Below are 26,378 nucleotides of genomic sequence, written 5' to 3'. Positions count from 1 at the left end.
ATCCAATCCGTTGAATTAAGACACTGTTCCCTTTGAATTCGCAGCAATAACGCGTTAGCCCTCGTTCACAATAGTGCTAACAACCTATTCAGCCGTTAAATGTTTTAACGGCACTTTTCTCAGGTAATGGCAGGTAAATGGTGAAAAAATTCGTACAGCGTTCTGCGCTGATTTATCCCGCTGTTTTGAATGCGCTCCTTTTTTCTTCTTCTGCCATGGCGGCAGGTACATGGTATGACGCACGTAATGACGCGATGGGTGGCACCGGCGTCGCTTCCTCAACCTATGGTTCTGCTGTTCTGGCCAACCCGGCATTAATGACAAAAGCCAAACCAGAGGATAATGTCAGCATTATTTTCCCGTCCGCAGGTGTGCAAATCACCGATAAAGACAAGCTGGCTGATAAAGTGGATGACATCTCTGATACCGTTGATCGCTATCAGGATGTGATTGATAACCTGACATTCGCTGATTATTTACGGGGTTATCCTGAGCTACGTGCTGCCTCAGGCGATGTGGCAAATCAGCTGCAAGATTTAAAAGGCAATAAGGCGGACGCCAGTGCTGGCGTAGCGTTAGCCGTCACTATTCCGAACGAGAACTTGCCCTTTGCTTTTGTGACCAAAGCTTACGGTACGGTTCACGTGCAGGCGAATGTTGCCCAGAGTGATATTGATTACTTACAGGGCGTAGCAAACGGGACGGTTATTCCGGTACCTGGGGATCAAGACAATTTGCGATCCAACGCTAACGGCCTTGCTGCATTAATCACCGATTACGGTATTGCAGTGGCGCATGAATTTTCCATTGCCGGACAGCCTGTATCAGTTGGCGTCACACCTAAACTTCAAAAGACCTGGCTCTACAACTATACCGACACGCTCTACAACTACGACAAAAATGATATCAACAGTGGACGCTATCGCAGTTCCGATACCGGTTTTAACATTGATGCGGGATTAGCAACCACCTTTGCTGAAAACTGGACCCTGGGTTTGACCGGACAAAACCTGATATCACGCGATCTTGATACCAAAGAAGTGAATGGCTATCGCGATACCTATCAAATTCGTCCGCTGGTTACGACAGGTCTCTCCTGGGATAAAGGGCCGTTCACCGTCACGGGGGACATTGATTTAACCGAGACGAAACGCTTTAAATCAGAAGAGAGTAGTCAGTATGTCGCCGTAGGCGGAGAATACCGCGTTCTGGATTGGTTGCAGCTGCGTGCCGGTTATCGCGCCGATATGCGCGGCACGGATGAAAATGTCGCGACGGCCGGTTTTGGCCTTTCTCCTTTCAACAACGCCGTGCATGTTGATCTGGCCGGATCGGTGGGAGCTAACAACACCTGGGGTGCCATGATGCAACTCGGGTTTAACTTCTAAACCCACGACGTCACCTTTGACAGAGGCGCTTTAAAACGGGATGTCAAAAACAACACAAAAGCAAGGCAGCGTCAGGCGGCCTTGCTTTTTTACTCTGCCAAAAAACGTTATGGCCATCAGCGCAGCTGAAGCAGATTAAGCTGTTCCAGCCGCCAGTTTTAACGCTATCCCGCGCTCTGCCAGTAACGTCGGTTCAGGCACGCCATCCGCACTGGTCCTAACGGCCCATACGGTGTAATCATCAGGCGGGCACTGCAATATCGGCCACCCTTGTGGTAGTATTGCGCAGAATTCCCTCACTTATAATCACCGGATTTACTGCGCTTCATGACCGATACCTTTTCTTCGCAACGTTTTTCCATCGCTCCAATGCTTGACTGGACCGATCGTCACTGCCGCTATTTTCACCGCCAGCTCACGGGTGACACGCTGCTCTATACCGAAATGGTCACGACTGGCGCGATTATTCATGGCAAAGGCGATTATCTGGCTTATAGCGAAGAGGAGCATCCGGTTGCGCTGCAGCTGGGGGGAAGCGATCCTGCGGCGCTGGCGCAGTGTGCCAGAATGGCCGAACAGCGTGGCTATGATGAAATTAACCTGAACGTAGGCTGTCCGTCAGACCGCGTACAAAACGGACGTTTCGGTGCGTGCCTGATGGCGGAAGCCGAACTGGTCGCCGATGCTATCAAAGCCATGCGCGATGTCGTCAACATTCCCGTTACCGTAAAAACCCGTATCGGTATTGATGAGCTGGATAGCTACGCGTTTCTGACTGACTTTATTGGAACAGTGGCAGAGCGCGGCGGCTGTGACACCTTTATCATTCACGCGCGTAAAGCCTGGCTTTCTGGTCTTAGTCCAAAAGAGAACCGTGAAATTCCGCCGCTCGATTATCCACGGGTTTATCAGTTGAAACGTGATTTTCCGCACCTGACGCTGGCGATCAATGGCGGGGTAAAAACGCTGGAAGAGGCGAAACAGCATTTACAGCACCTGGATGGCGTGATGATGGGCCGTGAGGCTTATCAAAATCCGGGCATACTGGCGCGGGTTGATGGCGAACTGTTTGGGCGTGACACGCCTGCTGCCGATCCGGTTGCCGTAGTGCGTGCCATGTATCCTTATATTGAGGCTGAACTGGCTAAAGGCACCTGGCTCGGCCACGTTACCCGACATATGCTCGGCCTGTTCCAGGGGATCCCCGGGGCGCGTCAGTGGCGTCGCTATCTTAGTGAAAATGCACACAAGCCGGGCGCAGATGTTCGCGTACTTGAGGCCGCGTTAGCTCTGGTTGCCGATAAAATTCCGCAGGAAGCCTGATAACAAAGAGGCCAGCCTTAACGGGCTGGTTTTTTTGAGCCAAAATTTGGTGAATTTCATTAGTTAATGCCCACGCTTTTTCCCCGGTCTGACGCAAAATCAATAGCTTAAATTCTGGCACGCTTCTTGTAATAACCAACCAGTCGTGAATGACAGGAGCGCAAAAGTGGAAATTTTATTTGTATTAGGCTTTTTCCTGATGCTGTTGATAACAGGTGTTTCGTTACTGGGCGTGATTGCAGCATTGGCAGTTGCAACGCTATTGATGTTTATTGGCGGATTTCTGGCAATGGTTATCAAATTGTTGCCATGGCTGGTACTGGCGGTAGTCGCAGTCTGGCTTTATCGCGCCTTTTTCTCTGACAGTGAAGCGCGAACGCGCAATAAACTCAGGCGTAAAATCAACCGTTTAAGCCGTAATGACTGGCGCTAAATGCGGTGACGATCACAGAGTCAGATATTATTCATAACAATTCTGCAATTAAACATACTTTTTACTTATGTTTTCTGTCAGGATGTTTTCGTTGAGTCGAAACAGTATCCATCGCCGCTGTCCCTACAACCAGCGCGAACGATAAAAAAGAAAAATGGGCTTCCTGCGGGAAGCCCTGTTTGCATCTGGGGATCAGGGGATCAGTAAACTTGAGCCTTGCGTCACACGGCTTTCCAGCGTTTGATGCGCTTTACTGGCCTCGTTAAGTGCAAACTTCTGTTGATCCGGCACGTTAATTTTGATCGCGCCACTGGCTATCAGTGAGAACAACTCCGCACTGGCTGTTTCCAGCTCTTCACGGTTAGTGATGTAACCGAAAAGCGAAGGGCGAGTCACGAAAAGAGAGCCTTTCTTATTCAGAATACCTAAATCGATGCCGGTTACCGGCCCCGACGCGTTACCAAAGCTCACCAGCAAGCCATGGCGGCGTAACGAATCGAGCGATACATCCCACGTATCTTTCCCTACTGAGTCATACACCACGGCCACTTTTTTACCGTTAGTTAAATCACTGACGCGCTGCGCAGTGTTCTCTTCGCGATAGTTGATCGTGGCCCAGGCACCCGCTTTTTTAGCCAGTTGCGCCTTTTCTGCTGATCCTACGGTGCCAATTAAATGCGCGCCCAACGCTTTCGCCCACTGGCAGGCAATCAGGCCGACGCCGCCCGCTGCGGCATGAAACAGGAAAATTTCGTCAGGTTTGACCTGATAAGTTTGACGCAGCAGATACTGCACGGTGAGCCCTTTCAAAAAGCTGGCAGCCGCTTGCTCAAAACTGATTTGATTAGGCAGCAGCATCAATCGATCTTCTGCCACATTGTGAAATTCACTGTAGGCGCCCTGCGTTGCCATGCAGTAAACCACGCGGTCGCCGGGTTTGAAGCGCGTAACCCGGCTCCCGACACTTTTCACTACGCCTGCGGCTTCGGTGCCCAGGCCCGAAGGAAAGTCACTTACCGGATAAAGTCCACTTCGCACATAGGTGTCGATGTAATTGATGCCGATGGCTTTATTTTCTATTTGTACTTCAAGCTCAGCAGGATCGGTAAGTTCAAAATCAACCCACTGTAAAACCTCGGGGCCACCGTGCGCGTTGAACTGAATACGCTTTGCCATTCTTACTCCTGTGATTGTTGAATCATGAGGGTGAGGCGCGCCTCACAACAAGGTATACTGGCGCGTCCCCACAAAAGATCGGTATTGCATTCACTATGGCAGGAAATAAACCCACCAACAAATCGAACGAAACGCAGGATCGCCAGCTGGAAGGCGTGAAAATGCCCCCGCATTCGCTGGAAGCGGAGCAGTCGGTGCTCGGTGGGTTAATGCTGGATAATGAGCGTTGGGATAACGTTTCCGAGCGCGTTGTCGCCAATGATTTCTTCAACCGTTCGCACCGTCTGATTTTTTTCAGAAATGCAGCGTTTACTTGAAGACAGCCAGCCCATTGACCTTATCACCCTGTCCGAATCTCTCGAAACGCGAGGCGAGCTGGAAATGGCGGGCGGCTTTGCTTATCTGGCAGAGTTAGCGAAAAACACGCCAAGTGCAGCCAACATCGGTGCTTATGCTGACATCGTGCGTGAACGCGCAGTCGTTCGCGAAATGATTTCAGTCGCTAACCAAATCGCCGATGCGGGTTACGATCCGCAGGGCCGTAGCAGCGAAGAGCTGTTAGATTTTGCCGAGTCAAACGTCTTTAAAATCGCCGAAGCGCGCGCGAATAAAGATGATGGCCCGCAAAATATTGAGCAAATCCTTGAAGCAACGGTATCGCGCATTGAGTCGCTATACCAAACGCCACATGATGGCGTAACGGGTGTCGATACGGGTTATCAGGATCTTAATAAGAAAACCGCAGGCTTACAGCGATCTGACCTGATCATTGTGGCAGCGCGTCCGTCGATGGGTAAAACCACTTTCGCCATGAACCTGTGCGAAAACGCGGCGATGCTGCATGACAAACCCGTATTAATTTTTAGTCTGGAGATGCCCAGCGAGCAGATCATGATGCGTATGCTGGCTTCGCTGTCGCGTGTTGATCAGACGCGCATCCGTACCGGGCAGCTTGACGATGAAGACTGGGCGCGTATTTCTGGCACCATGGGCATTTTACTGGAAAAAAAGAACATCTATATCGATGACTCTTCTGGCCTGACGCCAACAGAGGTCCGTTCTCGTGCTCGTCGTATCTATCGTGAAAATGATGGCCTGAGCATGATCATGATCGATTACCTGCAACTGATGCGAGTACCGTCACTTTCAGATAACCGCACGCTGGAAATTGCGGAGATTTCACGTTCACTCAAGGCGTTAGCAAAAGAGCTGAATGTGCCGGTCGTCGCACTTTCGCAGCTAAACCGCTCGCTCGAACAGCGTGCTGATAAACGTCCGGTAAACTCTGATTTGCGTGAATCTGGCTCAATTGAGCAGGATGCTGACCTGATCATGTTTATCTATCGCGATGAGGTTTATCACGAAAACAGCGATCTCAAAGGCATTGCAGAAATCATTTTAGGTAAACAGCGTAACGGGCCAATTGGTACGGTGCGCTTAACCTTTAACGGCCAGTGGTCACGTTTTGACAATTACGCTGGCCCGCAATACGACGACGAATAACCTTTCCTTTGTGCTGACATGCACAATCTGTGCATGTCACGCCTGTCATCAGAAAATAGTGTTGGACAACCCCGCTGATCATCAGGTTATCTGTAGCAAAGCGCCGCTTAACACGCTATGGAAGCAGAATGACTCACGTAGACGATTACGATCTTAAGATCCTGACTTTATTACAATCAAACGGCCGCCTCACGAATCAGGAGTTAAGTGATTTAGTGGGATTGTCAGCCTCACAGTGCTCACGCCGCCGCATTAATCTTGAACAGGCCAACCTCATCCTTGGCTATCATGCGCGCCTCTCTCCTGACGCCGTAGGATTAGGCATGGTGGGATTAATTGAAGTGCGCTTGATTAACCACACCGCGGAGTACGTTGAGAGCTTTCACCGTATGGTTGAACAGGAAGAGGCCATTGTGGATGCTTACAAAACCACGGGCGATGCCGATTACCTGTTAAAGGTTGCCGTTGCTGACCTGGCGTCGCTCAGTGCATTGATCAGCCAACTGGTGGCGGGCCATCAAAGTGTATCGCACGTCAAAACCTCGGTCGTGTTAGGGCGTTTGAAAGAAAATGGCTTAATGATGCTTCCTGAACAGAGTGCGCGCCAAAAGCGTGCGTGATGTGCGTTTTTGGTGCACACTGAGCGCAAGTAATGCAAAAAACGCGCACCAGAAAAGAATTTGTGCATGATTTGACGGCATGACATCAAATTTATGCATCAAAACCTGCAATAAAGCGCCTTAATTATCAATGGGATAATCGCTGGCACCAGCCAGCAGCCTGAAAAAGCTGCTGGTATGGTGCGTTTTTTGCATTTGAACCGCATCATTTGCAATGAGATAACTCCATGGATAACGTCGTTCAGCCTTCTCGTATTCCCCATTCCCGCCTTGAAGACGCACTGGCCATCGTGATGGGCACCTTAATGGTGTCGTTCGGTGTGATTATGCTTAAGCAGGCGGGGGCATTAACCGGCAGCACTGCTGGCATCGCTTTTTTGCTGAGCTACCTGTCGCCGCTCTCATTTGGTAGTGCTTTCTTTCTGATTAATCTGCCGTTTTACTGGCTGGCTGTACGCCGAATGGGGTGGGAATTTACGCTGAAAACCTTCTGCGCTGTGGGCCTGGTTTCACTGTTTACCCAGCTTCATCCGCTTTTTGTTCACTTTTCCAGTCTCAATCCTTTTTATGCGACATTGTTCGGTAACGTCATTATGGGGATTGGGTTTATAGTGTTGTTTCGTCATAAAGCCAGCCTTGGCGGCATCAATATTTTGGCGCTCTGGTTGCAGGATCGCTTTGGCATCCGCGCCGGAAAATTGCAAATGGCAGTCGACACCTGTGTGGTGCTGGCGTCGCTGTTTGTTGTAAGCCTGCCGGTATTGCTCGCGTCAGTTGCAGGCGCGGTGATCCTTAATTTGATTATCGCCATGAACCATCGTCCCGGACGATACACAGTTTAATGACACAACCTGACCCGCTTACTAAGACCAATCATGGAGATCTGCACCGTGTTTCAAAACGTTGATGCCTATGCCGGCGATCCGATTCTGTCGCTGATGGAAGCCTTCAAACAGGACCCACGCGAGCATAAAGTTAATCTCAGCATCGGGCTTTACTACAATGAGCAAGGTATCATTCCTCAGTTGCAGGCAGTAGCTGCGGCAGAAGAACAGCTGAATGCTGAGCCACAGCAGGTTTCGCTTTATCTGCCAATGGAAGGGCTGAACGCTTACCGTAACGTCATTGCACCCTTGCTGTTTGGCGCTGAACATCCGGTGTTAAAAGCGGGCCGCGTTGCGTCGATTCAGACGTTAGGCGGTTCAGGTGCGCTGAAAGTGGGTGCTGACTTCCTGAAGCGTTATTTCCCACAGTCGAATGTATGGGTGAGCGATCCAACCTGGGAAAACCACGTCGCTATCTTTAGTGGTGCAGGGTTTGAGGTCAATACTTACCCCTGGTACGATCCGGAAACCAACGGCGTGCGCTTTGACGCCTTTGTGGAAAAATTAAAAACACTGCCGAAGCAGAGCATCGTACTGCTGCATCCGTGCTGTCATAATCCTACTGGTGCTGACCTGACAAACGCGCAGTGGGACATTGTGACTGATGTGCTCAACGCTCAGGAGCTGATTCCGTTCCTGGATATCGCTTACCAGGGCTTCGGCGCAGGTATGGAAGAAGATGCTTATGCGATCCGCGCGATTGCGGCGGCGGGTCTGCCGGCATTAGTCAGCAACTCGTTCTCAAAAATTTTCTCTCTGTATGGCGAGCGCGTTGGCGGGCTGTCTGTTGTGTGCGACAGCGCAGAAGAGTCAAGCCGCGTGCTGGGTCAGCTGAAAGCAACCGTGCGTCGTAACTATTCCAGCCCGCCAAACTTTGGTGCACAGGTTGTGGCTCGCGTACTCAACGACGACGCGCTAAAAGCCAACTGGCTGGACGAAGTCGAAGCAATGCGTTTACGTATTATTGATATGCGTAAAGCTCTGGTGCAGGTGTTAAGCACGGCACTGCCGGGCCAGAACTTCGATTATCTGCTGAAACAGCGCGGTATGTTCAGCTACACCGGACTGAGCGCGCAGCAGGTTGATCGTCTGCGCGAAGAGTTTGGTATCTATTTAGTGGGCAGCGGTCGTATGTGCGTAGCGGGCCTCAACAGCAAAAACGTCCATCAGGTCGCAGAAGCCTTTGCTGCTGTGATGTAAAACAGAGTGACAGTCATAAACCGCCGACACTGTTCGGCGGTTTTTTTTGCTGAATTCCAGACGTAGCGGTTTTAATTTCCTGGTTGGGTTTACCTTTCCACCACATGTTGCACACTTAAAAGGTGTAAACGATTCAGGAAGGGACTATGTGGTATCAACAAACGTTAACGCTTAGCGAGAAACCGCGCGGGTTTCATCTGATAACCGATGAGATTGTCGGTAAGTTACCCGCGCTGGCTGACGTTAAAACCGGTCTGCTGCATTTGCTGTTACAGCATACGTCAGCCTCGTTAACGCTGAATGAGAATTGTGATCCGACGGTACGCAGCGATATGGAACAGCACTTCATGCGCCATGTACCTGAAGATGCGCCTTATCAGCACGATTACGAAGGGCGTGATGATATGCCCGCACACATTAAATCATCAACGCTGGGCGTTTCGCTGCTGCTACCGGTTCAGCGTGGACGGCTGGTACTTGGCACCTGGCAAGGCATCTGGCTGGGCGAGCATCGTATTCATGGCGGAGCAAGGCGAATTGTCGCGACTTTACAAGGGGAGTCATAATGAACACGTCGGAGTTATTAACGTATTGTATGAGCAAGCCGGGTGCGGAGCAGAGTGTGCACAGCGACTGGAAAGCCACACAAATTAAAAGCGATGGCATGCTGTTTGCCATGGTTCATGAGGTGAAAGGGCGACCCGCGGTGTCGCTTAAATCAACCCCGGCCCTGGCTGAACTGATGCGTGACGAACACAAAGACGTTTTTCCAAGCGAACACTTGAATAAATCGCACTGGAACACGCTGTTCCTGGATGGGTCGTTGAAAGATTCGCAGATCTACTATCTGGTCGATGCCTCTTATCAGCAGGCAGATGATGCGCGGTAATGCTCTGATGTCCACTGTCCTCGTCAACAGGCGAGGACAGTGGAAGCAGGCTTATGCTGCCGTTTCTTCACGCAGTGAATTGATATCAATGACGAAGCGGTATTTCACATCGCTTTTCAGCATACGCTCATAGGCCTCATTGATCTGATTCATTGCAATCATTTCAATGTCTGACGTGATGCCATGCTTGCCACAAAAATCCAGCATCTCCTGAGTTTCAGCGATACCACCAATCAGTGAACCGGCAATGCTGCGACGCTTGAAGATCAGATTGAAAACCTGCGGAGCAGGGTGATCGTGCTCTGGCGCGCCTACCAGCGTCATGTTGCCATCACGTTTTAACAGTGCAATGAAAGGATTGAGGTCATGCTGAGCCGCAACCGTGTTAAGAATAAAGTCGAAGCTGTTGGTGTGTTGTGCCATTTGATCGGCATCTTTGGAGACCACAACTTCATCTGCACCGAGGCGTTTGCCATCTTCAATTTTAGAGGGAGAGGTGGTGAACAGCACCACATGGGCACCCATCGCGTGGGCAATTTTCACACCCATATGGCCTAAACCGCCTAAGCCGACGATACCCACTTTTTTGCCCGGACCCACGTTCCAGTGACGCAGCGGAGAATAGGTTGTAATACCCGCGCACAGCAGCGGCGCAACGCCTGCCAGATCCAGGTTTTCTGGAACACGCAGCACAAAGTCTTCATTAACCACGACTGACGTTGAGTAGCCGCCGTAAGTAATCGCGCCTGTTTCACGATCTTCACCGTTATAGGTGCCGACAAAACCATTTTCGCAATACTGCTCTAACCCTTCCTGGCAGCTTGGGCAGCTGCGACAGGAATCAACCATACAGCCAACGCCGACCAGATCGCCCACCTTATATTTTTGAGTCTGCGCGCCAACAGCGGTTACGCGGCCAACGATTTCATGGCCAGGCACAACCGGGAAAATCGTGTTTTTCCACTCATTGCGCGCCTGATGCAAATCAGAGTGGCAAACGCCACAGTACAAAACGTCGAGTTGCACATCATGCGCGCGGAGTTCGCGCGGTTTGTAATCGAACGGTGCGAGTTTGGATTGAGCATCCTGAGCAGCATACGCATGCGTGATATTCATGGTGTCTCCAGTTTCGATGTGTCGTGAGTGTTTTTCGATGGTGCGGCAGACCGTGCTGCAGCAAACAGGGCGACGCCGGGCGTGCCAAAGAGGAACCGCTTAAGGATAGTCAGGGAAACGGCAGGCGTATATGCCTATACATGTCTGAATCTTGCCTGATTCTGCATTTTTCAGGTCGATCAGGCTGCGCATAAAACAAGGCCCGCACAGAGGCGGGCCTGAAAAGACTACTTCTTCAGTAACGGCTTAAGGAAGCGTGCGGTATGTGATTTATCGCAATCTGCTACCGTTTCTGGCGTGCCGGCAATAAGAATTTCACCGCCGCCGCTGCCGCCTTCAGGTCCGAGATCGACAATCCAGTCTGCGGTTTTGATTACATCAAGATTGTGCTCAATCACCACGATGGTGTTGCCCTGATCGCGCAGTTGATGAAGCACTTCCAGCAATTGCTGAATATCAGCAAAATGCAGGCCGGTGGTTGGTTCATCAAGGATATACAACGTCTGACCGGTTCCGCGCTTCGACAGTTCACGCGCCAGCTTCACGCGCTGAGCTTCACCGCCGGACAGCGTGGTAGCTGACTGACCAAGACGAATATACGACAGGCCCACATCCATCAGCGTCTGTAGCTTACGCGCCAGGGCTGGCACGGCATCGAAGAACTCACGGGCTTCTTCAATGGTCATCTCCAGCACTTCGTGGATGCTTTTGCCTTTGTACTTTATCTCCAGCGTTTCGCGGTTATAACGCTTACCTTTACACTGATCGCACGGTACATAGATGTCCGGCAGGAAGTGCATTTCTACCTTAAGTACACCGTCACCCTGACAGGCTTCACAGCGTCCACCGCGTACGTTAAAGCTGAAGCGGCCCGGATTGTACCCACGCGAACGTGATTCCGGCACGCCAGCAAACAGCTCGCGCACCGGCGTAAAGATACCGGTATAGGTTGCCGGGTTGGAGCGTGGCGTACGACCAATGGGGCTTTGGTCGATATCGATCACTTTATCGAAATGCTCCAGACCGTTAACTTCGCGGTAAGGCGCGGGTTCGGCAATCGTCGCACCATTCAGCGCGCGTTGAGCAATCGGGAACAGCGTATCGTTAATCAGCGTCGATTTACCTGAACCGGAAACGCCCGTAATACAGGTAAACAGGCCAACTGGTAGCGTTAAGGTGACATCTTTCAGGTTGTTACCGCGCGCGCCCGTGACTTTGAGCACTTTGCCCGGATCGCCTTTCACGCGCTCTTTCGGTACAGAAATTTCTCGCTTGCCGCTCAGGAACTGGCCGGTAAGCGACGCTTCCTCAGCCATGATTTCATCTACCGTACCTTCTGCCACAATCTGACCGCCATGCACACCAGCACCTGGCCCGATATCGATCACGTGATCAGCGGCGCGAATCGCATCTTCGTCATGCTCAACCACAATCACCGTATTGCCCAGATCGCGCAGATGAATCAGCGTGCTAAGCAAACGTTCGTTATCACGCTGATGCAAACCGATGGAAGGCTCATCCAGCACATACATGACGCCAACCAGACCAGCGCCGATCTGACTCGCGAGACGGATACGCTGCGCTTCACCGCCAGACAGGGTTTCAGCTGAACGCGACATCGACAGATAGTTCAGGCCGACGTTGACCAAAAAGCTGAGGCGATCGCTGATCTCTTTCAGCACTTTTTCAGCGATTTTAGCCCGCTGACCGCTGAGCTTGAGGTTTTCAAAGAAACTCATCGCGTGACCGATGCTCATCTCTGAAATAGTGGGCAGTGTAGTGTTTTCCACGTACACATGGCGCGCTTCACGACGCAGACGTGTGCCTTCACAGCTGGCGCAAGCACGGTTGCTGATGAATCGGGCTAGCTCTTCGCGCACCGCTGATGATTCAGTCTCTTTGTAGCGGCGTTCCATATTATTAAGGACGCCTTCGAAAGGATGACGACGTACCGAGGTATCACCGCGATCGTTGATATATTTAAATTCGATGCTCTCTTTGCCGGAGCCGTACAAAATCACTTTCTGCACATTCCCTGGCAGACTGCCAAATGGCGCTTCGATATCAAAATCGAGATGTTCAGCCAGCGAGCGCAGCATCTGGAAATAGTAGAAATTGCGACGATCCCAGCCGCGAATCGCCCCGCCAGCCAGCGACAGTTCATGGTTTTGCACCACGCGGTCCGGATCGAAATATTGCTGTACGCCTAAGCCATCACAGGTTGGGCAAGCGCCCGCTGGATTGTTAAAGGAGAACAGGCGCGGTTCCAGCTCGCTCATGCTGTAGCCGCAAATCGGGCAGGCAAAGTTAGCAGAGAACAGCAACTCCTCCGCTTCGCTGTCATCCATATCGGCCACGATCGCCGTGCCGCCGGAAAGCTCGAGCGCGGTTTCAAACGATTCAGCTAAACGTGTCGCCAGATCGTCACGCACTTTGAAGCGATCAATCACCACTTCAATGGTGTGCTTCTTTTGCAGTTCGAGCTTTGGTGGATCAGAAAGATCGCAGACTTCACCGTCAATACGCGCACGGATATAACCCTGCGTAGCCAGGTTTTCAAGAGTTTTGGTGTGTTCACCTTTACGATCTTTCACCACCGGTGCCAGCAGCATTAAACGGCGGCCTTCAGGCTGCTCCAGCACCTGATCCACCATCTGACTCACGGTTTGCGCCGCCAGCGGCACGTCGTGATCCGGGCAACGTGGCTCACCCACACGTGCAAACAGCAGACGCAGGTAGTCATGAATTTCCGTAATGGTGCCAACCGTCGAGCGCGGGTTGTGTGACGTGGATTTCTGCTCGATAGAGATCGCGGGCGACAAACCCTCGATATGGTCGACATCCGGTTTCTCCATCAACGAGAGAAACTGGCGCGCATAGGCAGAAAGCGACTCTACATAGCGGCGTTGACCTTCCGCATACAGCGTGTCAAACGCCAAAGAGGATTTACCGGAGCCTGACAGGCCGGTTACCACGATGAGTTTGTCACGCGGGATGATCAGGTTGATGTTTTTCAAATTATGGGTGCGGGCACCACGAACTTCGATCTTATCCATTCACCTTTCCCGGATTAGAAGCACTCGCCGCGCCTTGCCGACACGACCAGAATAAACGCATCATTATGGCACAAAAAATAGACTGAATAAATATCCAGTAGTTTTTTGCTTTTTGGCGACTAAATGGTCAAAATTGGAACCCCGCTCGAAAGTGGGAACAGCGTCCAGGACGTGTTAGAATTGATCGTTTAGACTTTTAGCATTAACTCATCGGGAGACAGCAACATGGCCAGTCGTGGCGTTAACAAAGTGATTCTTGTCGGGAATCTGGGTCAGGATCCGGAAGTGCGTTACATGCCAAATGGTGGCGCTGTTGCCAACATTACGCTGGCCACGTCGGAAAGCTGGCGCGATAAGCAGACCGGTGAAAATAAAGAGATCACGGAATGGCATCGTGTGGTGCTGTTTGGCAAGCTGGCAGAAGTGGCCGGTGAATATCTGCGTAAAGGTTCACAGGTGTATATTGAAGGCCAGTTGCGTACACGTAAGTGGCAGGATCAGGGCGGCCAGGAACGCTATACCACAGAAGTCGTGGTGAACGTTGGCGGCACCATGCAAATGCTGGGCGGCCGTCAAGGCAACGCAGGCGGTGCTTCAGCGGGCGGTGCGCCAGCCAATAACAACAATGGTTGGGGTCAACCGCAGCAGCCACAGGGTGGTAATAACCAGTTCAGCGGCGGCGCACAGTCTCGTCCACAGCAGCCACAGAGTGCGCCGGCAAGTAACAACAACGAGCCGCCAATGGATTTCGACGACGATATTCCATTCTGATAACGTTGATGATCAGTTCTGTGAAAGGCCCACTTGTTGGGCCTTTTCTTTATTGCCACTCAGCCAGAATCGCATCGCAGCTCAACACGCAAGGCTCGATTAAGCAAACCTTTGCATTTTGCTGCTTTCCACAGGCATGCTAGTAAACCCAGTGACTGAACTAAGAGGCGGAGGTGTGACGTGGAAGGGGTTCCGGCCATTTTTCCCTGTGAAAAGATCGCGCGCAGTTTCAACAGTTGTCGGAGCTGCCAGGCATTGAACTTTATCAGGCCCACATCTCACGCTACGCCTTTGAACCCCACACGCATGAAGCGTTTGGCATTGGCACCATTGAATCGGGCGCACAGCGTTTTCGCTATCGCGGTACGCAATATACGGCCCCGGTCAACTCGTTAGTGATGATGAACCCGGACGAGCTGCATACCGGCGAATCAGCGTGCAAGCAGGGCTGGCGCTATCAAATGATCTATATCCAGCCACAATTAATGGATGAGTTAACCGGAGACAGCGGCTGGTGGTTCAAAGATGCACTGTTAACCGATCCACGGCTGGCGAAGCCGCTTTCCCAGGTGCTGACAGCGTTATGGCAGGCTGATTCTGCTCTGGCGCGCCAGAGTTTACTCTCAGAAGTGTTACGGCAAATGCGTCCACTGGCGCGGATGGCTACGCAACGGAAGCCAGACGCCAGGCATCGCTTCGATAATGTCCGCGACTATTTGCGCACCAACCTGGCCGAACCGGTACGGCTGGACACGCTAGCGGCGCTGGCGTCATTGTCACCGTGGCATTTTTTGCGCGCCTTTCGCGAACATTTTCATGTGACACCACAGCAAATGTTAATGGCCTATCGTTTATATGAGGCCAAGCAGTTGCTGGCAAAAGGGGAGACACCTGCGGGCGTGGCGGCTGCGGTTGGCCTGACCGATCAGGCACATCTCACGCGCGCATTCGCCCAACGCTATGGCATTACGCCGGGCCGTTACCAAAAACAGGTGATGCGCGGCTAGCTCAATCGCAATTTGCTACAAGCAATCCTCACCTCATTTCGCGACACTGCGCCGGTTCATCTATAAAGGAAGAGAAAATGCTTGCTGGCGTATTGTTTGCTCTCACCGCAGGATTAATGTGGGGCTTAATTTTTGTTGGCCCGCTACTGGTGCCCGATTATCCTGGCACGCTGCAGTCGGCTGGGCGTTATGTGGCCTTTGGGCTAATTGCGCTGCCGCTTGCCTGGCACGATCGTCATCGGCTGCGCAAACTGGTTTCTGCCGACTGGCGAGAAGCACTGAAACTCTCACTGGTAGGAAATCTTCTTTATTATGCCTTTCTCGCTAATGCGATTCAGCGCACGGGCGCGCCAGTTTCAACCATGATTATTGGCACATTGCCGGTGGTTATCGCGGTGACCGCGAACCTCTGTTACGGCCACCTTGAAGGGCGGCTTGCCTGGCGGCGGCTGATCCCTGCATTAATCGTCATGGGAGGTGGTCTGTTATGTGTCAATGCAGCGGAGCTGCAAACGCAGGGGGCCGCTTTAGATCTGAATCGCTACCTGGTTGGCATTTTGCTGGCGATAATGGCGGTGGTATGCTGGACATGGTATCCGCTTCGTAATGCACGCTGGTTGCGCACCCACCCAGAGCTGAAACCTGCCACCTGGGCCACGGCGCAGGGCGTGGTGACGTTGCCACTGGCGTTAGTTTTTTACGGCCTCGTCAGCATGCAGCTTGCCTGGCAACGGCCTGACTTTAGCCTGCCATTCGGCCCGCATCCCCACATATTTATTCCGTTAATGCTGGCCATTGGTTTGTTGTGTTCCTGGCTTGGCACGCTGTGCTGGAACGCCGCAAGCCAGCGTTTACCCACGGTGTTGATGGGGCCCTTAATCGTTTTTGAAATCCTTTTCGGCCTGCTGTGGACGTTTCTCTGGTATCAACACTGGCCTCCGTTATTAACCGCAACGGGTATTCTGCTGCTGATTATTGGCGTGATCTGGGCGATGTTAATTAAACCCGAGCCAGTTGTAACCGCACTCGATCTCTGAATACCTGCGCTGGCAAAATATTATCGCCAGCGCGACTTCCTGATTTTGCTCAATTTTAAGAATTAGTCGCATCCCGTTTCAGGCTCTGTCAGCTGAAATTCTACGCCTGATACGTTGTTAAATCGGTTTTAACCCTCTCTGTTACGTCAGAAATCACTCTTCAGCTTTGATTTGGTTCTAAGCAATAGCCCTTTTGCGGGCCTTTTTTATGTCAGAAAGTGCATAAGCGTTATTATTTCATTCACCTTGTGCGCGATAAATAGCCAATTAAGTCTGCAATAACGGCTTGATTGTGCATATAAATGGGCTGCCGCTTCGCTTTAACGGATGACTGGACCTGAGAAAGCGGCGCAATAAACCAATTTTTACTTCATATATAAACAAGAGGCTAAGAAAAATTACCGCTTCGTTTATATTAAAAGTTTAGCTTCAGGCATCTTTATCTGCATTCTTTAACAAATAAAACCAGGCAAATGCACTGAAGTGTTAAGATTTTATAAACTATTAGATATGGGATTTTGCTGATGGACGCGGCAAAGATAGCTGATTTTCTGTGGCTGAAATGTCAGCTTACGGGAAAAGGGTTAGATCCACTATAAACTGAGAAAAAATAAGCGCAAAATTTAAGCGTGTTCAGTTAGGCTTAACTAAATTTGCTGGATTCAGTCCCGCTAATTAGCACGGTTAACGTAAATAATGAGAAGCCCCAATCTCACCGAAATGAGATTGGGCTGAGGGAAGTAGCGTAGAAAGCGAGACTTTTGCTGTTGCGAATCAATTTTACCGCAAAAAAGAAGCTTAGCCGCTCAATCATTCATTAGTAATAAATGGTGCGGAAAGGGTAGCCACAAATGTCCTGTTAAATGATCTTCATCTCTTCTGGTAAGAACAAATCTCAGCTTTAGTCCAGGAAACGCGGTAGTAATAGTATTAACGGTTCTCTGTACCTGAGGGATAGTGATAAACGCTGCGGCTAATATCTAATAAACGGCAGCTGCGGCGCGTACCAATTTCAAAGGTGTTCTGTAAAAAATTGACTGCCTGACGCTTTTCATTCGTTGTAAAGAAGTTCTTCAGTACGCTTTGTAGCATCTCCTTATCTGAGTTTAACGTTTGTAATTCGCGCGTAAGTGATTGCAGCTTCTCCTCCAGTTCCTTGATTTTTCTGCCCTCCTCGGAAGACAGCCCAGAAAACTTCTTCTTCCAGCTATAGAAAGTTGCTTCAGAGATGCCAAGCTCTTCACAAATCTCTCTGACTTTAACGCCTGATTCAGAAGCTTTAATGGCATTTGTGATTTGATCTTCGCTATATCGTGACTTTCTCATAAATGCTCTTACCTTTCTTATCGATTAATGGATGAGAATGACTTTATTAAATCCTGGCACTGTAAGTATTCTATTAATACAGTATCAAAGTGCTTGAATTGAATTGCGAAGGTTAAATTAAGATATTTGGAATAAATATCATCATGGGATAAATCTTATTTTATTCCGATCGGGTTGGCATACCTTCCTGGAAAAGGGTTTTTGATATAGATTCTTCACATCCCAAATACGAAAAAATTCTACGCACATTGGATATTTAGCATAACTGGCTTGATTATTACGCCGTTTGTGACTCTAAAAAAAACGCGCTTTTTTCTGCTTGAAATCGTTTTCACATCAAGTTATTCGCGCCAAATATAATAAGAATTATCCTGAATTTATTCTCCGGATTATGATCTGATTCTCAATTTTCGGACCAGACTGGTTTGAAGCCTTTAATTTTCGCCAGGCCCACTGTGCGCTTATTAATTCGTTAAAGGGACGTTTTACCGAAGCGGTAGTAGTTGAGTAATACTAAGGAAGAATCGATGAAATTGAGCGTAATGTCTAATGCCGCCTGGATGATGTCTGAGAAGATCATTTCCGTGTTTGGTGTCATATTCGTGACGTCTTACGTGGCAAAATCCTTTGGTCCAACTGTGTTTGGCCAGATGGCGTTTTCAACTTCCTTATTTGCTATGGTGCAAACCGTTGCGATATTCGGTACCGAAACTATCCTTTTCAAGCGCGTAAGTAAAAACGCATCTAAAGGCTTACGTTTAATGACCATCGCACGCACGATGCGGCTGGTTTTATTGTTGCTTACCTCCATTCCGGTGCTCATTTGGGTTTGGTACAACATGCAGGAAAACTTCCTGGTGTTTGCCCTGGCCTCATTTGTTGCCTCGGTCTTTGTCACACAAGATACCTTCAGCGTGTTCAACAATGCGCGTCTCGCTTCACGGTTAAATACCATTGCGAATGCCATTGGCATGCTGTTGAGCTTTGCTATCAGTTTTACCATTGCCTGGTTGCGACTTAATCCGCTGTGGCTCACGCTGTCGATTGTGGCGGTCACGCTGGTGCCTTATGCGATCAAACGCTACAACTTTTACCGTGAACACCAGGATCACATGCCACCACGTGAGAAGCGTAGCGCCTATTTGCGTTACCTCATGTATGCGGGCTTACCACTGGCCATTTCCAGCATCTTTATTTCTGTCCAGGTGAAAACTGCACAAATGTTTTTGGCAGGTATCGCTTCAGCACGCGATCTCGGCTTGTTTGCCGCAGCCAATACCATTGCAGCTTCGTGGATTTTTATCCCCGTAGCACTGATTACGTCATGCTTCACTGAGATTTTCAGAGAGCGCGGCGACATGGCGATTAAGCTGGCAGCACGGCTACACGGTTATGTCATGGGCGTTTCATTATTGATGCTGCTGATCGTTTCCCTGTTCGGCGAGCAGATCACTATTGCGTTATACGGTTCGGAATACACACAGTCAGGAGGGCTCATTACATTACTGTCGATAGCCACAAGCTTTTCGGCAATGGGGACTGTAGCGTATCGCTACATGGTAAAAGAGGGTGGTTTTAACTACTTACTGAGGAAAATCATCTGCTTGATGGTCATCAGTGTGCCGCTTTCCTGGTGGCTGATCCAAGACTACGGCATTATGGGAGCCGCCTGGAGCGTTTTCCTTTCAGAACTCTTGTCCCTTACCGTAATGAATTACTTCTTCAAAAACGGCGTCATTCAAAAGATTCAAGTTTCCTCACTCAACTACAAAACCTACAAATGAGGTCCGATATGCTCAAGTTGAAAGAAGAACTCAGAAGAAGTGTGCAGTATTTTATTAAGAAGATGCCCTGGTCTTATCAGGACCGCATCTACTACTTCCACAAGTTCAAATCATTGCCCAATCTGCGTCAGCCGAAGGTGTTTAACGAGAAGGTGCTGTACCGTAAATTTATCTACGGCGATTACCAGAGTTATGGCCGCTTGTCAGATAAGTTTTCAGTACGTGAATTTATTGCCGAGAAGATCGGTAATGAATACCTGATCCCACTGGTACATGAAACCACCGATCCGACTACGCTGAACAGTTTGCCGTGTTGGAAAGGAACGGTAATTAAGCCGAATCATGCTTCAAACATGGTGGAAATTTTGCTGGAAGAGCCAGATGCGCTGCGTAAACAGCAGATCATTCATGACTGTTATCGCTGGCTGAAAACCGATTTTGCTAACGAAGCCCGCGAAATTCATTATCGCTACATCAAGCCGCGCATTTTAGTTGAGCAATATATTGGCGACGGCAAAAGTGCACCGATTGATTACAAGTTTCACATGTTTAACAAGCGTGATGGCCGGTTTGAATATGTGCTGCAGGTTATCTACAACCGCTGCCAGCCGCTGTTGTCGATGAACTTCTATGTGAATAACCTTGACGAGGCATTCCATAAAATCCGTGATACTGGTTTAGACATTTCTGACGTTATGCCTTCGCTGCAACATGCGCTTGCTCTGAGCAAAAAGTTAGCCAGCGATTTCGATTATGTGCGCGTTGACTGGTATATCCATGAAGAGCGCATCTATTTCGGCGAACTGACATTCACGCCAGGCGCAGGTTTGGTGACCGGGTTAGATCGTGGATTAAATCAAATAATGGGAGACATGTGGATTCAGGATCGCCGCGGCACGCAGAGACCGGGCGTCACAGTAGGGGATGTTAATATTCCTGCCTTGTTGAAGAAAATTTAGGTATACACAGCAATGTAAAAAACCCCGCTTAGCGGGGTTTTTTATTGGGAAAAAATCAAGGCATTGGCCAGTCAGCAGGCGCCTGACTCATCGCCTGAATGAAGGCGTTTTTTGAAATTTCCATGAAGTTATGCACATTGTCCATGCTCAGGGTAATGCCCATCAAGCCGGTCACAAACCAGCAGGTCATTGCTAAACCAACGCCGCCGCACATAAATGCCATAACGTGATGGCTCTCCTGACGAAGTTTCGTTTTCAGGGTGCTGGCAAAAAACATCATGACGGCGCTCAGCAATTCCCAACGCATAACAAGTAGACTGGTGGTTAACGTAGCCATCGGCTGGACCTCAATAAATCAGTAGGAATTCCTGACAATCTGCGGACATCACCGGCGGCACAAAGAGATGTCAGGTAGTCTCTTTTTGTCGTCAACCCAAGGTCATAATGTGACTTGGCTCACATTATATCACTCGATTTTAAACTTTGAACAAAATTTGTATCTTGTATGGTAGAAAAAATTTGATTGAAGTTTAAGCGTAAAGCGAGAAGAGGGGAAAAGCTGAAGGAAAACAAAAGAAAGGCGCGCCCAGGGTAGGCGCACAGAAAATCACCGAACCGGGCAGCACTCACCGGTGGTCCGTTGAGTAAAACTGGCCATACTCTCGCTGCAATCAAAGTTGAACAGACGCGGACGCTGAATGGCCTGACGACGCATAGTGTGGCGATAAGCGGTAGGCGTTTGAGAGAACTGGCGACGGAAAACGCGCGAGAACGTTTGCTGCGAGTCATAGCCATACTGCATGGCAATATCAAAAACAGGGCGCTGCGTTTGGCGCAGGGCTTCCGCAGCCAGCGTCAGGCGGCGTTCACGAATATATCCACCCAGCGTCTGTTTCGTAACGCTACGGAACATACGTTGCAGATGCCATTTCGAATAACCTGATTTGGCTGCCACTTCATCAATAGACAAAGACTTGTCCAGGTTTTCGTCGATCCAGTGTGTCAGGGAATGAATGATCTCTTCTTGAATCATAGTCACATCCTTCTGGTGATTTTTCCCGTCATATTGGCTGTTTTCCAGACGTGGGTTCTGCTGATCCAGCGCCTGGCGAATACATCAATGATTAAAGGAAAAGGAGATTATGCCGTTCTGATGGGAAGCGAGTATAATTCCTCAAGTTAACTTGAGGTAAAGAGCCAAATGAAAAAGATCGCAACTACCCAAAACCGGTATTAACCCCAGGTGAAGTCGCACGACGTAGCGGAGTTGCTGTTTCGGCGCTGCATTTTTATGAAACGAAAGGGCTAATTTCCAGCACGCGTAACGGCGGCAATCAGCGGCGTTACAGCCGTGATGTGCTGCGTCGCGTGGCGATCATTAAGATTGCACAGCGCATCGGGATCCCTTTAGCTACGGTCAGCGACAGCCTGGAACATATTCCTGCCGATAAACGTATGTCGGCACACGAATGGGATGCGCTGACGCAGCACTGGCGCGAGGAGCTGGATAAACGCATCGAAACTCTGACGCGCCTTCGCAACGATCTGGATGGCTGCATCGGCTGTGGCTGCCTTTCAATGCGTGACTGCCCTTTACGCAATCCAGGCGACCGACTGGCGCAGCAGGGTTCAGGTGCGGTGCTGCTCAATCCTGAACAGGATGACAAGCTGGCGGAGCGTGAGTGATGTCTATACTTGGTTGATGTCGCTAAACAGGGAACCATGATGATCACTGTTCACCATCTTGAACATTCGCGTTCGCATCGCGTGTTGTGGCTACTGGAAGAGCTGGACGTCCCGTATCAGATTAAACGCTACCAGCGCGAATCGACCATGCTGGCCCCGGAAGCCTTGAAAAAAGTTCATCCGTTAGGCAAATCACCGGTGATTACCGATGAAAACCGGGTGATTGCAGAATCGGGTGCGATTCTGGAGTATCTGGAAAATAAGTATGATGCAGAATATCGGCTGAAGCTGGCCGATGAGCAAGAAGTGCTGCAGGCGCGCTACTGGCTGCACTATGCAGAAGGATCGCTCATGCCGCTGCTGGTAATGAAACTGATTTTTGGGCGGCTTGGTCAGGCACCGGTTCCCTGGTTACTGCGGCCCGTTGGCGGTGCGTTAGGTAAAGGTGTTCAGAAAGCGTTTCTCGATAAACAGCTTAAACCACACAGGGAAATGATTGAGCAGCATCTCGCTACGCATCTCTGCTTTGCCGGTAAGCGTTTCAGCATCGCTGATATTCAAATGAGTTTCCCGCTCATGGCGCTGAGTCAGCGCGGCGGACTTGCCGATATGCCTGCTACCCGACAATGGCTGGAAACAGTCCAACAGCGTGCTGCCTGGCACCGTGCCATTGAGCAGGGCGGCGATATCAGTCTGCCGGGTTGAATCCTCTCTTACGTTGCGTGGCCTCATCTGTTGCGCAACGCCCTTCATCATAAGAAAATCCTGTTACATCAATGCGCAAACCTTGCGTACAGTCTGTTGCGCAACAGAGCAAGCCGGTCTTCTTTAAACTCCAACGCAATCTTTATCCTGATTATTGACTATTAAGCAGTTGAAAATGTGCCAGCAAACGCCGGATAATCGTTTGCCTTTCTGTTTGCTCGTCTGAAGATGGGCAATGACTTGCGGCAAGGTAAACGTTTGCCCTCTCTCTTTTGCCGGTTGGTACAGAGATATTACCCAGGGAATTTCAGGGCGGCGGTCGCAGGGCGATCCACACAACAAAAATCTTTGAGGCTCAAATATGTCAATTGAATCACGCCCGGCCAGTGGAAAACTGGACGCCTGGTTCGCCATTTCTGCGCGTGGCAGCAGTGTACGTCAGGAAATCCTGGCGGGACTGACCACGTTTCTGGCCATGGTCTATTCGGTTATCGTCGTTCCCGGCATGCTGGGTAAAGCCGGTTTTTCACCGACGGCGGTATTTGTCGCCACCTGTCTGGTCGCCAGCTTTGGCTCCATCATCATGGGATTATGGGCTAACCTGCCGATGGCGATCGGTTGCGCTATCTCCTTAACGGCTTTTACCGCGTTCAGCTTAGTGCTCGGTCAGCAAATCAGCGTACCTGTCGCTCTCGGGGCGGTGTTCCTGATGGGGGTGCTGTTTACCTTTATCTCGGTGACCGGTATTCGCTCATGGATCTTACGCAATCTGCCAATGGGGGTGGCGCATGGTACAGGCGTCGGTATCGGTTTGTTCCTGTTGCTGATTGCCGCTGACGGTGTGGGATTAGTGGTGAAAAACCCGGCCCCTGGCTTACCGGTATCGCTTGGTGACTTTAACGCTTTCCCGGTGCTCATGACGCTGTCAGGACTGGCGGCTATTATTGGGCTGGAGAAGCGTCGTGTGCCTGGGGGCATTCTTCTGACAATCATCGCCATCTCCGTGCTGGGCCTGATTTTTGATCCCGCAGTTACGTATCAGGGGTTGTTTGCCTTACCCAGTCTTAGCGATGCCAGTGGTCAGTCGTTAGTTTTCAGCCTCGACATCACGGGAGCGTTGCAGCCGGTTGTGTTGCCCAGCGTACTGGCGCTGGTGATGACCGCCGTGTTTGATGCCACAGGCACCATTCGCGCAGTGGCTGGCCAGGCAAACTTGCTGGATAAAGAGGGGCAAATTATCAATGGTGGGCGTGCCCTGACTACCGATTCGGTCAGCAGCCTGTTTGCTGGTTTAGTGGGCGCATCACCGGCAGCTGTCTATATCGAATCCGCAGCGGGTACGGCGGCAGGCGGAAAAACCGGCCTGACGGCTATTGTCGTCGGTCTGCTTTTCCTGGTGATCCTGTTCATGTCGCCGCTGGCGTATTTAGTGCCAGCTTATGCCACCGCACCGGCGTTGATGTATGTCGGCCTGCTGATGCTAAGTAACGTAGCAAAAATTGACTTCAACGATTTTGTGGATGCGATGGCGGGTCTGCTCACGGCGGTCATTATCGTTCTTACCTGCAACATTGTTACCGGCATCATGCTGGGCTTTGCTGCACTGGTCGTTGGACGTCTGTTTGCCGGAGAGTGGCGCAAGCTGAATGCCGGCACCGTGATCATCGCTGTTGCCCTGGTAACCTTTTACGCTGGCGGCTGGGCGATCTGACTTCTCAACCGGGCGTGCAGCCGCACGTCCGGAATATTCCTCTTTTTCCTGTTTGCCGCACGTGTAGCAATCCCCGTTGCTGGCGGATTGTTTTACACTTTAGCGTCACAACATTGACTGAAAGAGTTGAAGGCGCTTAAGGAAAGCATGGAAATCTTTTTTACTATTCTCATTATGACGCTGGTCGTGTCGCTTTCTGGCGTCGCTGCTCGCATTCTCCCTTTTCAAATTCCCTTGCCGTTGGTCCAGATTGCCGCCGGTGCGCTACTCGCCTGGCCGACCTTTGGTTTACATGTCGACTTTGACCCGGAACTGTTTCTGGTGCTGTTTATTCCGCCGCTGCTGTTTGCTGACGGCTGGAAAACGCCGATCAGTGAGTTCCTGCATCACGGTCGCGAAATCATCGGTTTAGCTCTGGTTCTGGTATTGATCACCGTGGTTGGCATCGGTTACCTGATTCACTGGATGGTGCCTGGCATTCCCTTGATCCCCGCTTTCGCTCTGGCAGCGGTGCTCTCTCCGACCGATGCCGTGGCGCTTTCTGGCATTGTGGGCGAAGGTCGCATCCCGAAAAAAATCATGTCGATATTGCAGGGCGAAGCGTTAATGAATGACGCTTCCGGCCTGGTTTCGCTTAAGTTCGCCGTCGCCGTCGCGATGGGAACCATGGTGTTTAGCTGGGGCGGGGCCAGCGTTGAATTCCTGAAAGTTGCGGTGGGCGGCTTAGTCGCCGGTGTTGCCGTTTGCTGGTTGTATGGTAAATCGTTGCGCCTGCTGAGTCGCTGGAGCGGTGACGATCCGGCTACGCAAACCGTATTACTGCTGCTGCTGCCGTTTGCTTCTTACCTGATTGCCGAGCATTTAGGTGTGTCTGGCATCCTTGCCGCCGTTGCGGCGGGTATGACGATTACGCGCTCCGGTATTATTCGTCAGGCCCCGCTGGCGATGCGTTTACGTGCGAACAGCGTGTGGCAGATGCTGGAATTCGTGTTTAACGGCATGGTATTCCTGATGCTTGGTCTGCAACTGCCAGACATTCTCCAGACGTCCATCGACACGGCCAATGCCGATCCTAACGTCGAATTATGGGTACTGTTCGCTGATATCGGGCTGGTCTACCTGGCGCTAATGGTGGTGCGTTTTGGCTGGTTGTGGATCATGCAGCGTTTCAGTAAGCGTCTGCTAAAGAAAAAACCGATGGAGTTCGGCAACTATTCTCTGAAAGAGCTGTGGATTGCCTCTTTCGCTGGCGTCCGTGGTGCGATCACCCTGGCGGGTGTGCTTTCTATTCCGCTGCTTCTGAGCACCGGTGAACCGTTCCCGGCACGCTATGAGCTGGTGTTTATCGCCACCGGCGTCATTCTGCTCTCGCTGCTGGTTGGCGTCATTATCCTGCCGATACTGCTGCGCGGTTACGACGGCATTGATAAATCAAGCCATCGTCGCGAACTGCAAAATGCCCGCGCCGTGATGGCCAGTGTGGCAATTGAAAGTCTGCATAAGATGGAGTCACGGCTGGAAAATGATACTAATGAAAACATCGATCCTGAACTGCTTAAAGAGGTCAGTCTGCGTATCATTGGTAACCTGCGACGCCGGGCGGAAGGCAAAAATGATATGGAACATGCGCTGTTTGCTGAAAACCTTGAACGGCGTTTCCGTTTGACAGCACTGCGCGCCGAACGCGCGGAAGTTTATCATTTACGTGCCACTCAGCAGATTTCCAACGAAATCATGCAGAAGTTACTGCACGATCTCGACCTGCTGGAAGCGTTACTGGTGACGAAAGAAGAGTGATCCTGAG

The 26,378-nt window shown here is 50.7% G+C and carries 21 protein-coding genes and 3 pseudogenes; 18 read left to right on the top strand and 6 right to left on the bottom strand.

Annotated elements, in window-relative coordinates; translation table 11 throughout:
• The first annotated feature begins 137 nt into the window (after positions 1–137).
• The 3 genes from O3W44_RS11235 (at position 138) to pspG (ending at position 3,144) form a co-directional block, all read left to right on the top strand.
• Positions 138–1,388, top strand: a complete 1,251-nt coding sequence (locus tag O3W44_RS11235) for a conjugal transfer protein TraF (RefSeq protein ID WP_269293141.1) — start codon at positions 138–140, stop codon at positions 1,386–1,388.
• Between the two features lie 327 nt (positions 1,389–1,715).
• Positions 1,716–2,711: a tRNA dihydrouridine(20/20a) synthase DusA gene (dusA, locus tag O3W44_RS11230; protein WP_269293140.1), complete on the top strand. Its 996-nt coding sequence runs from the start codon at positions 1,716–1,718 to the stop codon at positions 2,709–2,711.
• Positions 2,712–2,877: 166 nt separating this feature from the next.
• Complete coding sequence (gene pspG, locus O3W44_RS11225) at positions 2,878–3,144, top strand: envelope stress response protein PspG (protein WP_269293139.1); 267 nt, start codon at positions 2,878–2,880, stop codon at positions 3,142–3,144.
• Positions 3,145–3,336: 192 nt separating this feature from the next.
• On the opposite strand, the gene O3W44_RS11220 is transcribed toward pspG, so the two are convergent.
• Positions 3,337–4,320, bottom strand: a complete 984-nt coding sequence (locus O3W44_RS11220) for a quinone oxidoreductase (RefSeq protein ID WP_269293138.1) — start codon at positions 4,318–4,320, stop codon at positions 3,337–3,339.
• Positions 4,321–4,415: 95 nt separating this feature from the next.
• Here O3W44_RS11220 and dnaB point away from each other — a divergent pair.
• The 6 genes and pseudogenes from dnaB (at position 4,416) to O3W44_RS11190 (ending at position 9,416) form a co-directional block, all read left to right on the top strand.
• Positions 4,416–5,823: pseudogene (gene dnaB, locus O3W44_RS11215) on the top strand (replicative DNA helicase).
• 128 nt (positions 5,824–5,951) lie between these two features.
• Positions 5,952–6,443, top strand: a complete 492-nt coding sequence (locus tag O3W44_RS11210; RefSeq protein WP_269293137.1) for an Lrp/AsnC family transcriptional regulator — start codon at positions 5,952–5,954, stop codon at positions 6,441–6,443.
• 227 nt (positions 6,444–6,670) lie between these two features.
• Complete coding sequence (locus tag O3W44_RS11205; protein ID WP_269293136.1) at positions 6,671–7,285, top strand: YitT family protein; 615 nt, start codon at positions 6,671–6,673, stop codon at positions 7,283–7,285.
• 48 nt (positions 7,286–7,333) lie between these two features.
• A complete protein-coding gene (locus O3W44_RS11200) occupies positions 7,334–8,527 on the top strand; it encodes an amino acid aminotransferase (RefSeq protein WP_269293135.1) in 1,194 nt (397 codons plus the stop codon).
• A 146-nt stretch (positions 8,528–8,673) separates the two neighbouring features.
• A complete protein-coding gene (locus O3W44_RS11195; protein WP_269293133.1) occupies positions 8,674–9,093 on the top strand; it encodes a secondary thiamine-phosphate synthase enzyme YjbQ in 420 nt (139 codons plus the stop codon).
• Positions 9,093–9,416: an MmcQ/YjbR family DNA-binding protein gene (locus tag O3W44_RS11190; RefSeq protein WP_269293132.1), complete on the top strand. Its 324-nt coding sequence runs from the start codon at positions 9,093–9,095 to the stop codon at positions 9,414–9,416. The genes O3W44_RS11195 and O3W44_RS11190 overlap by 1 nt, the downstream gene beginning before the upstream one ends.
• Before the next feature lie 51 nt (positions 9,417–9,467).
• On the opposite strand, the gene O3W44_RS11185 is transcribed toward O3W44_RS11190, so the two are convergent.
• Together O3W44_RS11185 and uvrA are read right to left on the bottom strand one after the other, a co-directional pair.
• A complete protein-coding gene (locus tag O3W44_RS11185) occupies positions 9,468–10,532 on the bottom strand; it encodes an NAD(P)-dependent alcohol dehydrogenase (protein WP_269293131.1) in 1,065 nt (354 codons plus the stop codon).
• A gap of 227 nt (positions 10,533–10,759) precedes the next feature.
• Positions 10,760–13,588: an excinuclease ABC subunit UvrA gene (gene uvrA, locus O3W44_RS11180; protein WP_269293130.1), complete on the bottom strand. Its 2,829-nt coding sequence runs from the start codon at positions 13,586–13,588 to the stop codon at positions 10,760–10,762.
• Positions 13,589–13,813: 225 nt separating this feature from the next.
• Here uvrA and ssb1 point away from each other — a divergent pair, with 225 nt between their 5' ends.
• From ssb1 to O3W44_RS11165, 3 genes and pseudogenes are all read left to right on the top strand, one after another.
• The gene (gene ssb1, locus O3W44_RS11175) at positions 13,814–14,359 is read left to right on the top strand and encodes a single-stranded DNA-binding protein SSB1 (protein WP_269293129.1); all 546 of its coding nucleotides are present in this window, start codon (positions 13,814–13,816) and stop codon (positions 14,357–14,359) included.
• Between the two features lie 180 nt (positions 14,360–14,539).
• Positions 14,540–15,366 (top strand): annotated as a pseudogene (locus O3W44_RS11170) (AraC family ligand binding domain-containing protein).
• Between the two features lie 77 nt (positions 15,367–15,443).
• Positions 15,444–16,403 carry a DMT family transporter gene (locus O3W44_RS11165; RefSeq protein ID WP_269293127.1) on the top strand — a complete coding sequence of 320 codons (960 nt, stop codon included), beginning with the start codon at positions 15,444–15,446 and terminating at the stop codon, positions 16,401–16,403.
• Between the two features lie 930 nt (positions 16,404–17,333).
• Here O3W44_RS11165 and O3W44_RS11160 read toward each other — a convergent pair.
• On the bottom strand, positions 17,334–17,729 hold the full coding sequence (locus O3W44_RS11160; protein WP_269293126.1) for a transposase: 396 nt from the start codon (positions 17,727–17,729) through the stop codon (positions 17,334–17,336).
• Between the two features lie 527 nt (positions 17,730–18,256).
• Here O3W44_RS11160 and O3W44_RS11155 point away from each other — a divergent pair.
• Both O3W44_RS11155 and O3W44_RS11150 read left to right on the top strand, forming a co-directional pair.
• On the top strand, positions 18,257–19,513 hold the full coding sequence (locus O3W44_RS11155; RefSeq protein WP_269293125.1) for an oligosaccharide flippase family protein: 1,257 nt from the start codon (positions 18,257–18,259) through the stop codon (positions 19,511–19,513).
• A gap of 8 nt (positions 19,514–19,521) precedes the next feature.
• Complete coding sequence (locus O3W44_RS11150; protein WP_269293124.1) at positions 19,522–20,472, top strand: ATP-grasp fold amidoligase family protein; 951 nt, start codon at positions 19,522–19,524, stop codon at positions 20,470–20,472.
• A gap of 55 nt (positions 20,473–20,527) precedes the next feature.
• Here the strand turns inward: O3W44_RS11150 and O3W44_RS11145 are convergent, their stop codons facing one another.
• A complete protein-coding gene (locus O3W44_RS11145) occupies positions 20,528–20,809 on the bottom strand; it encodes a YjcB family protein (protein WP_269293123.1) in 282 nt (93 codons plus the stop codon).
• Positions 20,810–21,079: 270 nt separating this feature from the next.
• Positions 21,080–21,505, bottom strand: a complete 426-nt coding sequence (gene soxS, locus O3W44_RS11140) for a superoxide response transcriptional regulator SoxS (RefSeq protein ID WP_269293122.1) — start codon at positions 21,503–21,505, stop codon at positions 21,080–21,082.
• Between the two features lie 170 nt (positions 21,506–21,675).
• On the opposite strand from soxS, the pseudogene soxR reads away from it, so the two are divergent.
• From soxR to O3W44_RS11120, 4 genes and pseudogenes are all read left to right on the top strand, one after another.
• Positions 21,676–22,158 (top strand): annotated as a pseudogene (soxR, locus tag O3W44_RS11135) (redox-sensitive transcriptional activator SoxR); the annotation flags it as partial.
• A 39-nt stretch (positions 22,159–22,197) separates the two neighbouring features.
• Complete coding sequence (locus O3W44_RS11130; protein ID WP_269294424.1) at positions 22,198–22,863, top strand: glutathione S-transferase family protein; 666 nt, start codon at positions 22,198–22,200, stop codon at positions 22,861–22,863.
• A 361-nt stretch (positions 22,864–23,224) separates the two neighbouring features.
• Positions 23,225–24,574 carry an NCS2 family permease gene (locus O3W44_RS11125; protein ID WP_269293121.1) on the top strand — a complete coding sequence of 450 codons (1,350 nt, stop codon included), beginning with the start codon at positions 23,225–23,227 and terminating at the stop codon, positions 24,572–24,574.
• Positions 24,575–24,721: 147 nt separating this feature from the next.
• The gene (locus O3W44_RS11120) at positions 24,722–26,371 is read left to right on the top strand and encodes a Na+/H+ antiporter (RefSeq protein ID WP_269293120.1); all 1,650 of its coding nucleotides are present in this window, start codon (positions 24,722–24,724) and stop codon (positions 26,369–26,371) included.
• Positions 26,372–26,378 lie beyond the last annotated feature (7 nt).

The organism is Pantoea sp. LMR881 (assembly GCF_027157825.1).
Classification (GTDB): Bacteria; Pseudomonadota; Gammaproteobacteria; order Enterobacterales; family Enterobacteriaceae; genus Pantoea; species Pantoea haifensis.
The sequence above is the reverse complement of the archived record's forward strand: the minus strand, read 5'-3'. Positions and strand labels throughout refer to the sequence as shown.

Bases quoted from the DNA above. Each gene is read 5' to 3' on its own strand.
- O3W44_RS11235 (WP_269293141.1), top strand. From the start codon at position 138: ATGGTGAAAAAATTCGTACAGCGTTCTGCGCTGATTTATCCCGCTGTT.
- dusA (WP_269293140.1), top strand. From the start codon at position 1,716: ATGACCGATACCTTTTCTTCGCAACGTTTTTCCATCGCTCCAATGCTT.
- O3W44_RS11220 (WP_269293138.1), bottom strand. From the start codon at position 4,320: ATGGCAAAGCGTATTCAGTTCAACGCGCACGGTGGCCCCGAGGTTTTA.
- O3W44_RS11210 (WP_269293137.1), top strand. From the start codon at position 5,952: ATGACTCACGTAGACGATTACGATCTTAAGATCCTGACTTTATTACAA.
- O3W44_RS11205 (WP_269293136.1), top strand. From the start codon at position 6,671: ATGGATAACGTCGTTCAGCCTTCTCGTATTCCCCATTCCCGCCTTGAA.
- O3W44_RS11195 (WP_269293133.1), top strand. From the start codon at position 8,674: ATGTGGTATCAACAAACGTTAACGCTTAGCGAGAAACCGCGCGGGTTT.
- O3W44_RS11190 (WP_269293132.1), top strand. From the start codon at position 9,093: ATGAACACGTCGGAGTTATTAACGTATTGTATGAGCAAGCCGGGTGCG.
- O3W44_RS11185 (WP_269293131.1), bottom strand. From the start codon at position 10,532: ATGAATATCACGCATGCGTATGCTGCTCAGGATGCTCAATCCAAACTC.
- uvrA (WP_269293130.1), bottom strand. From the start codon at position 13,588: ATGGATAAGATCGAAGTTCGTGGTGCCCGCACCCATAATTTGAAAAAC.
- ssb1 (WP_269293129.1), top strand. From the start codon at position 13,814: ATGGCCAGTCGTGGCGTTAACAAAGTGATTCTTGTCGGGAATCTGGGT.
- O3W44_RS11165 (WP_269293127.1), top strand. From the start codon at position 15,444: ATGCTTGCTGGCGTATTGTTTGCTCTCACCGCAGGATTAATGTGGGGC.
- O3W44_RS11160 (WP_269293126.1), bottom strand. From the start codon at position 17,729: ATGAGAAAGTCACGATATAGCGAAGATCAAATCACAAATGCCATTAAA.
- O3W44_RS11155 (WP_269293125.1), top strand. From the start codon at position 18,257: ATGAAATTGAGCGTAATGTCTAATGCCGCCTGGATGATGTCTGAGAAG.
- O3W44_RS11150 (WP_269293124.1), top strand. From the start codon at position 19,522: ATGCTCAAGTTGAAAGAAGAACTCAGAAGAAGTGTGCAGTATTTTATT.
- O3W44_RS11145 (WP_269293123.1), bottom strand. From the start codon at position 20,809: ATGGCTACGTTAACCACCAGTCTACTTGTTATGCGTTGGGAATTGCTG.
- soxS (WP_269293122.1), bottom strand. From the start codon at position 21,505: ATGATTCAAGAAGAGATCATTCATTCCCTGACACACTGGATCGACGAA.
- O3W44_RS11130 (WP_269294424.1), top strand. From the start codon at position 22,198: ATGATCACTGTTCACCATCTTGAACATTCGCGTTCGCATCGCGTGTTG.
- O3W44_RS11125 (WP_269293121.1), top strand. From the start codon at position 23,225: ATGTCAATTGAATCACGCCCGGCCAGTGGAAAACTGGACGCCTGGTTC.
- O3W44_RS11120 (WP_269293120.1), top strand. From the start codon at position 24,722: ATGGAAATCTTTTTTACTATTCTCATTATGACGCTGGTCGTGTCGCTT.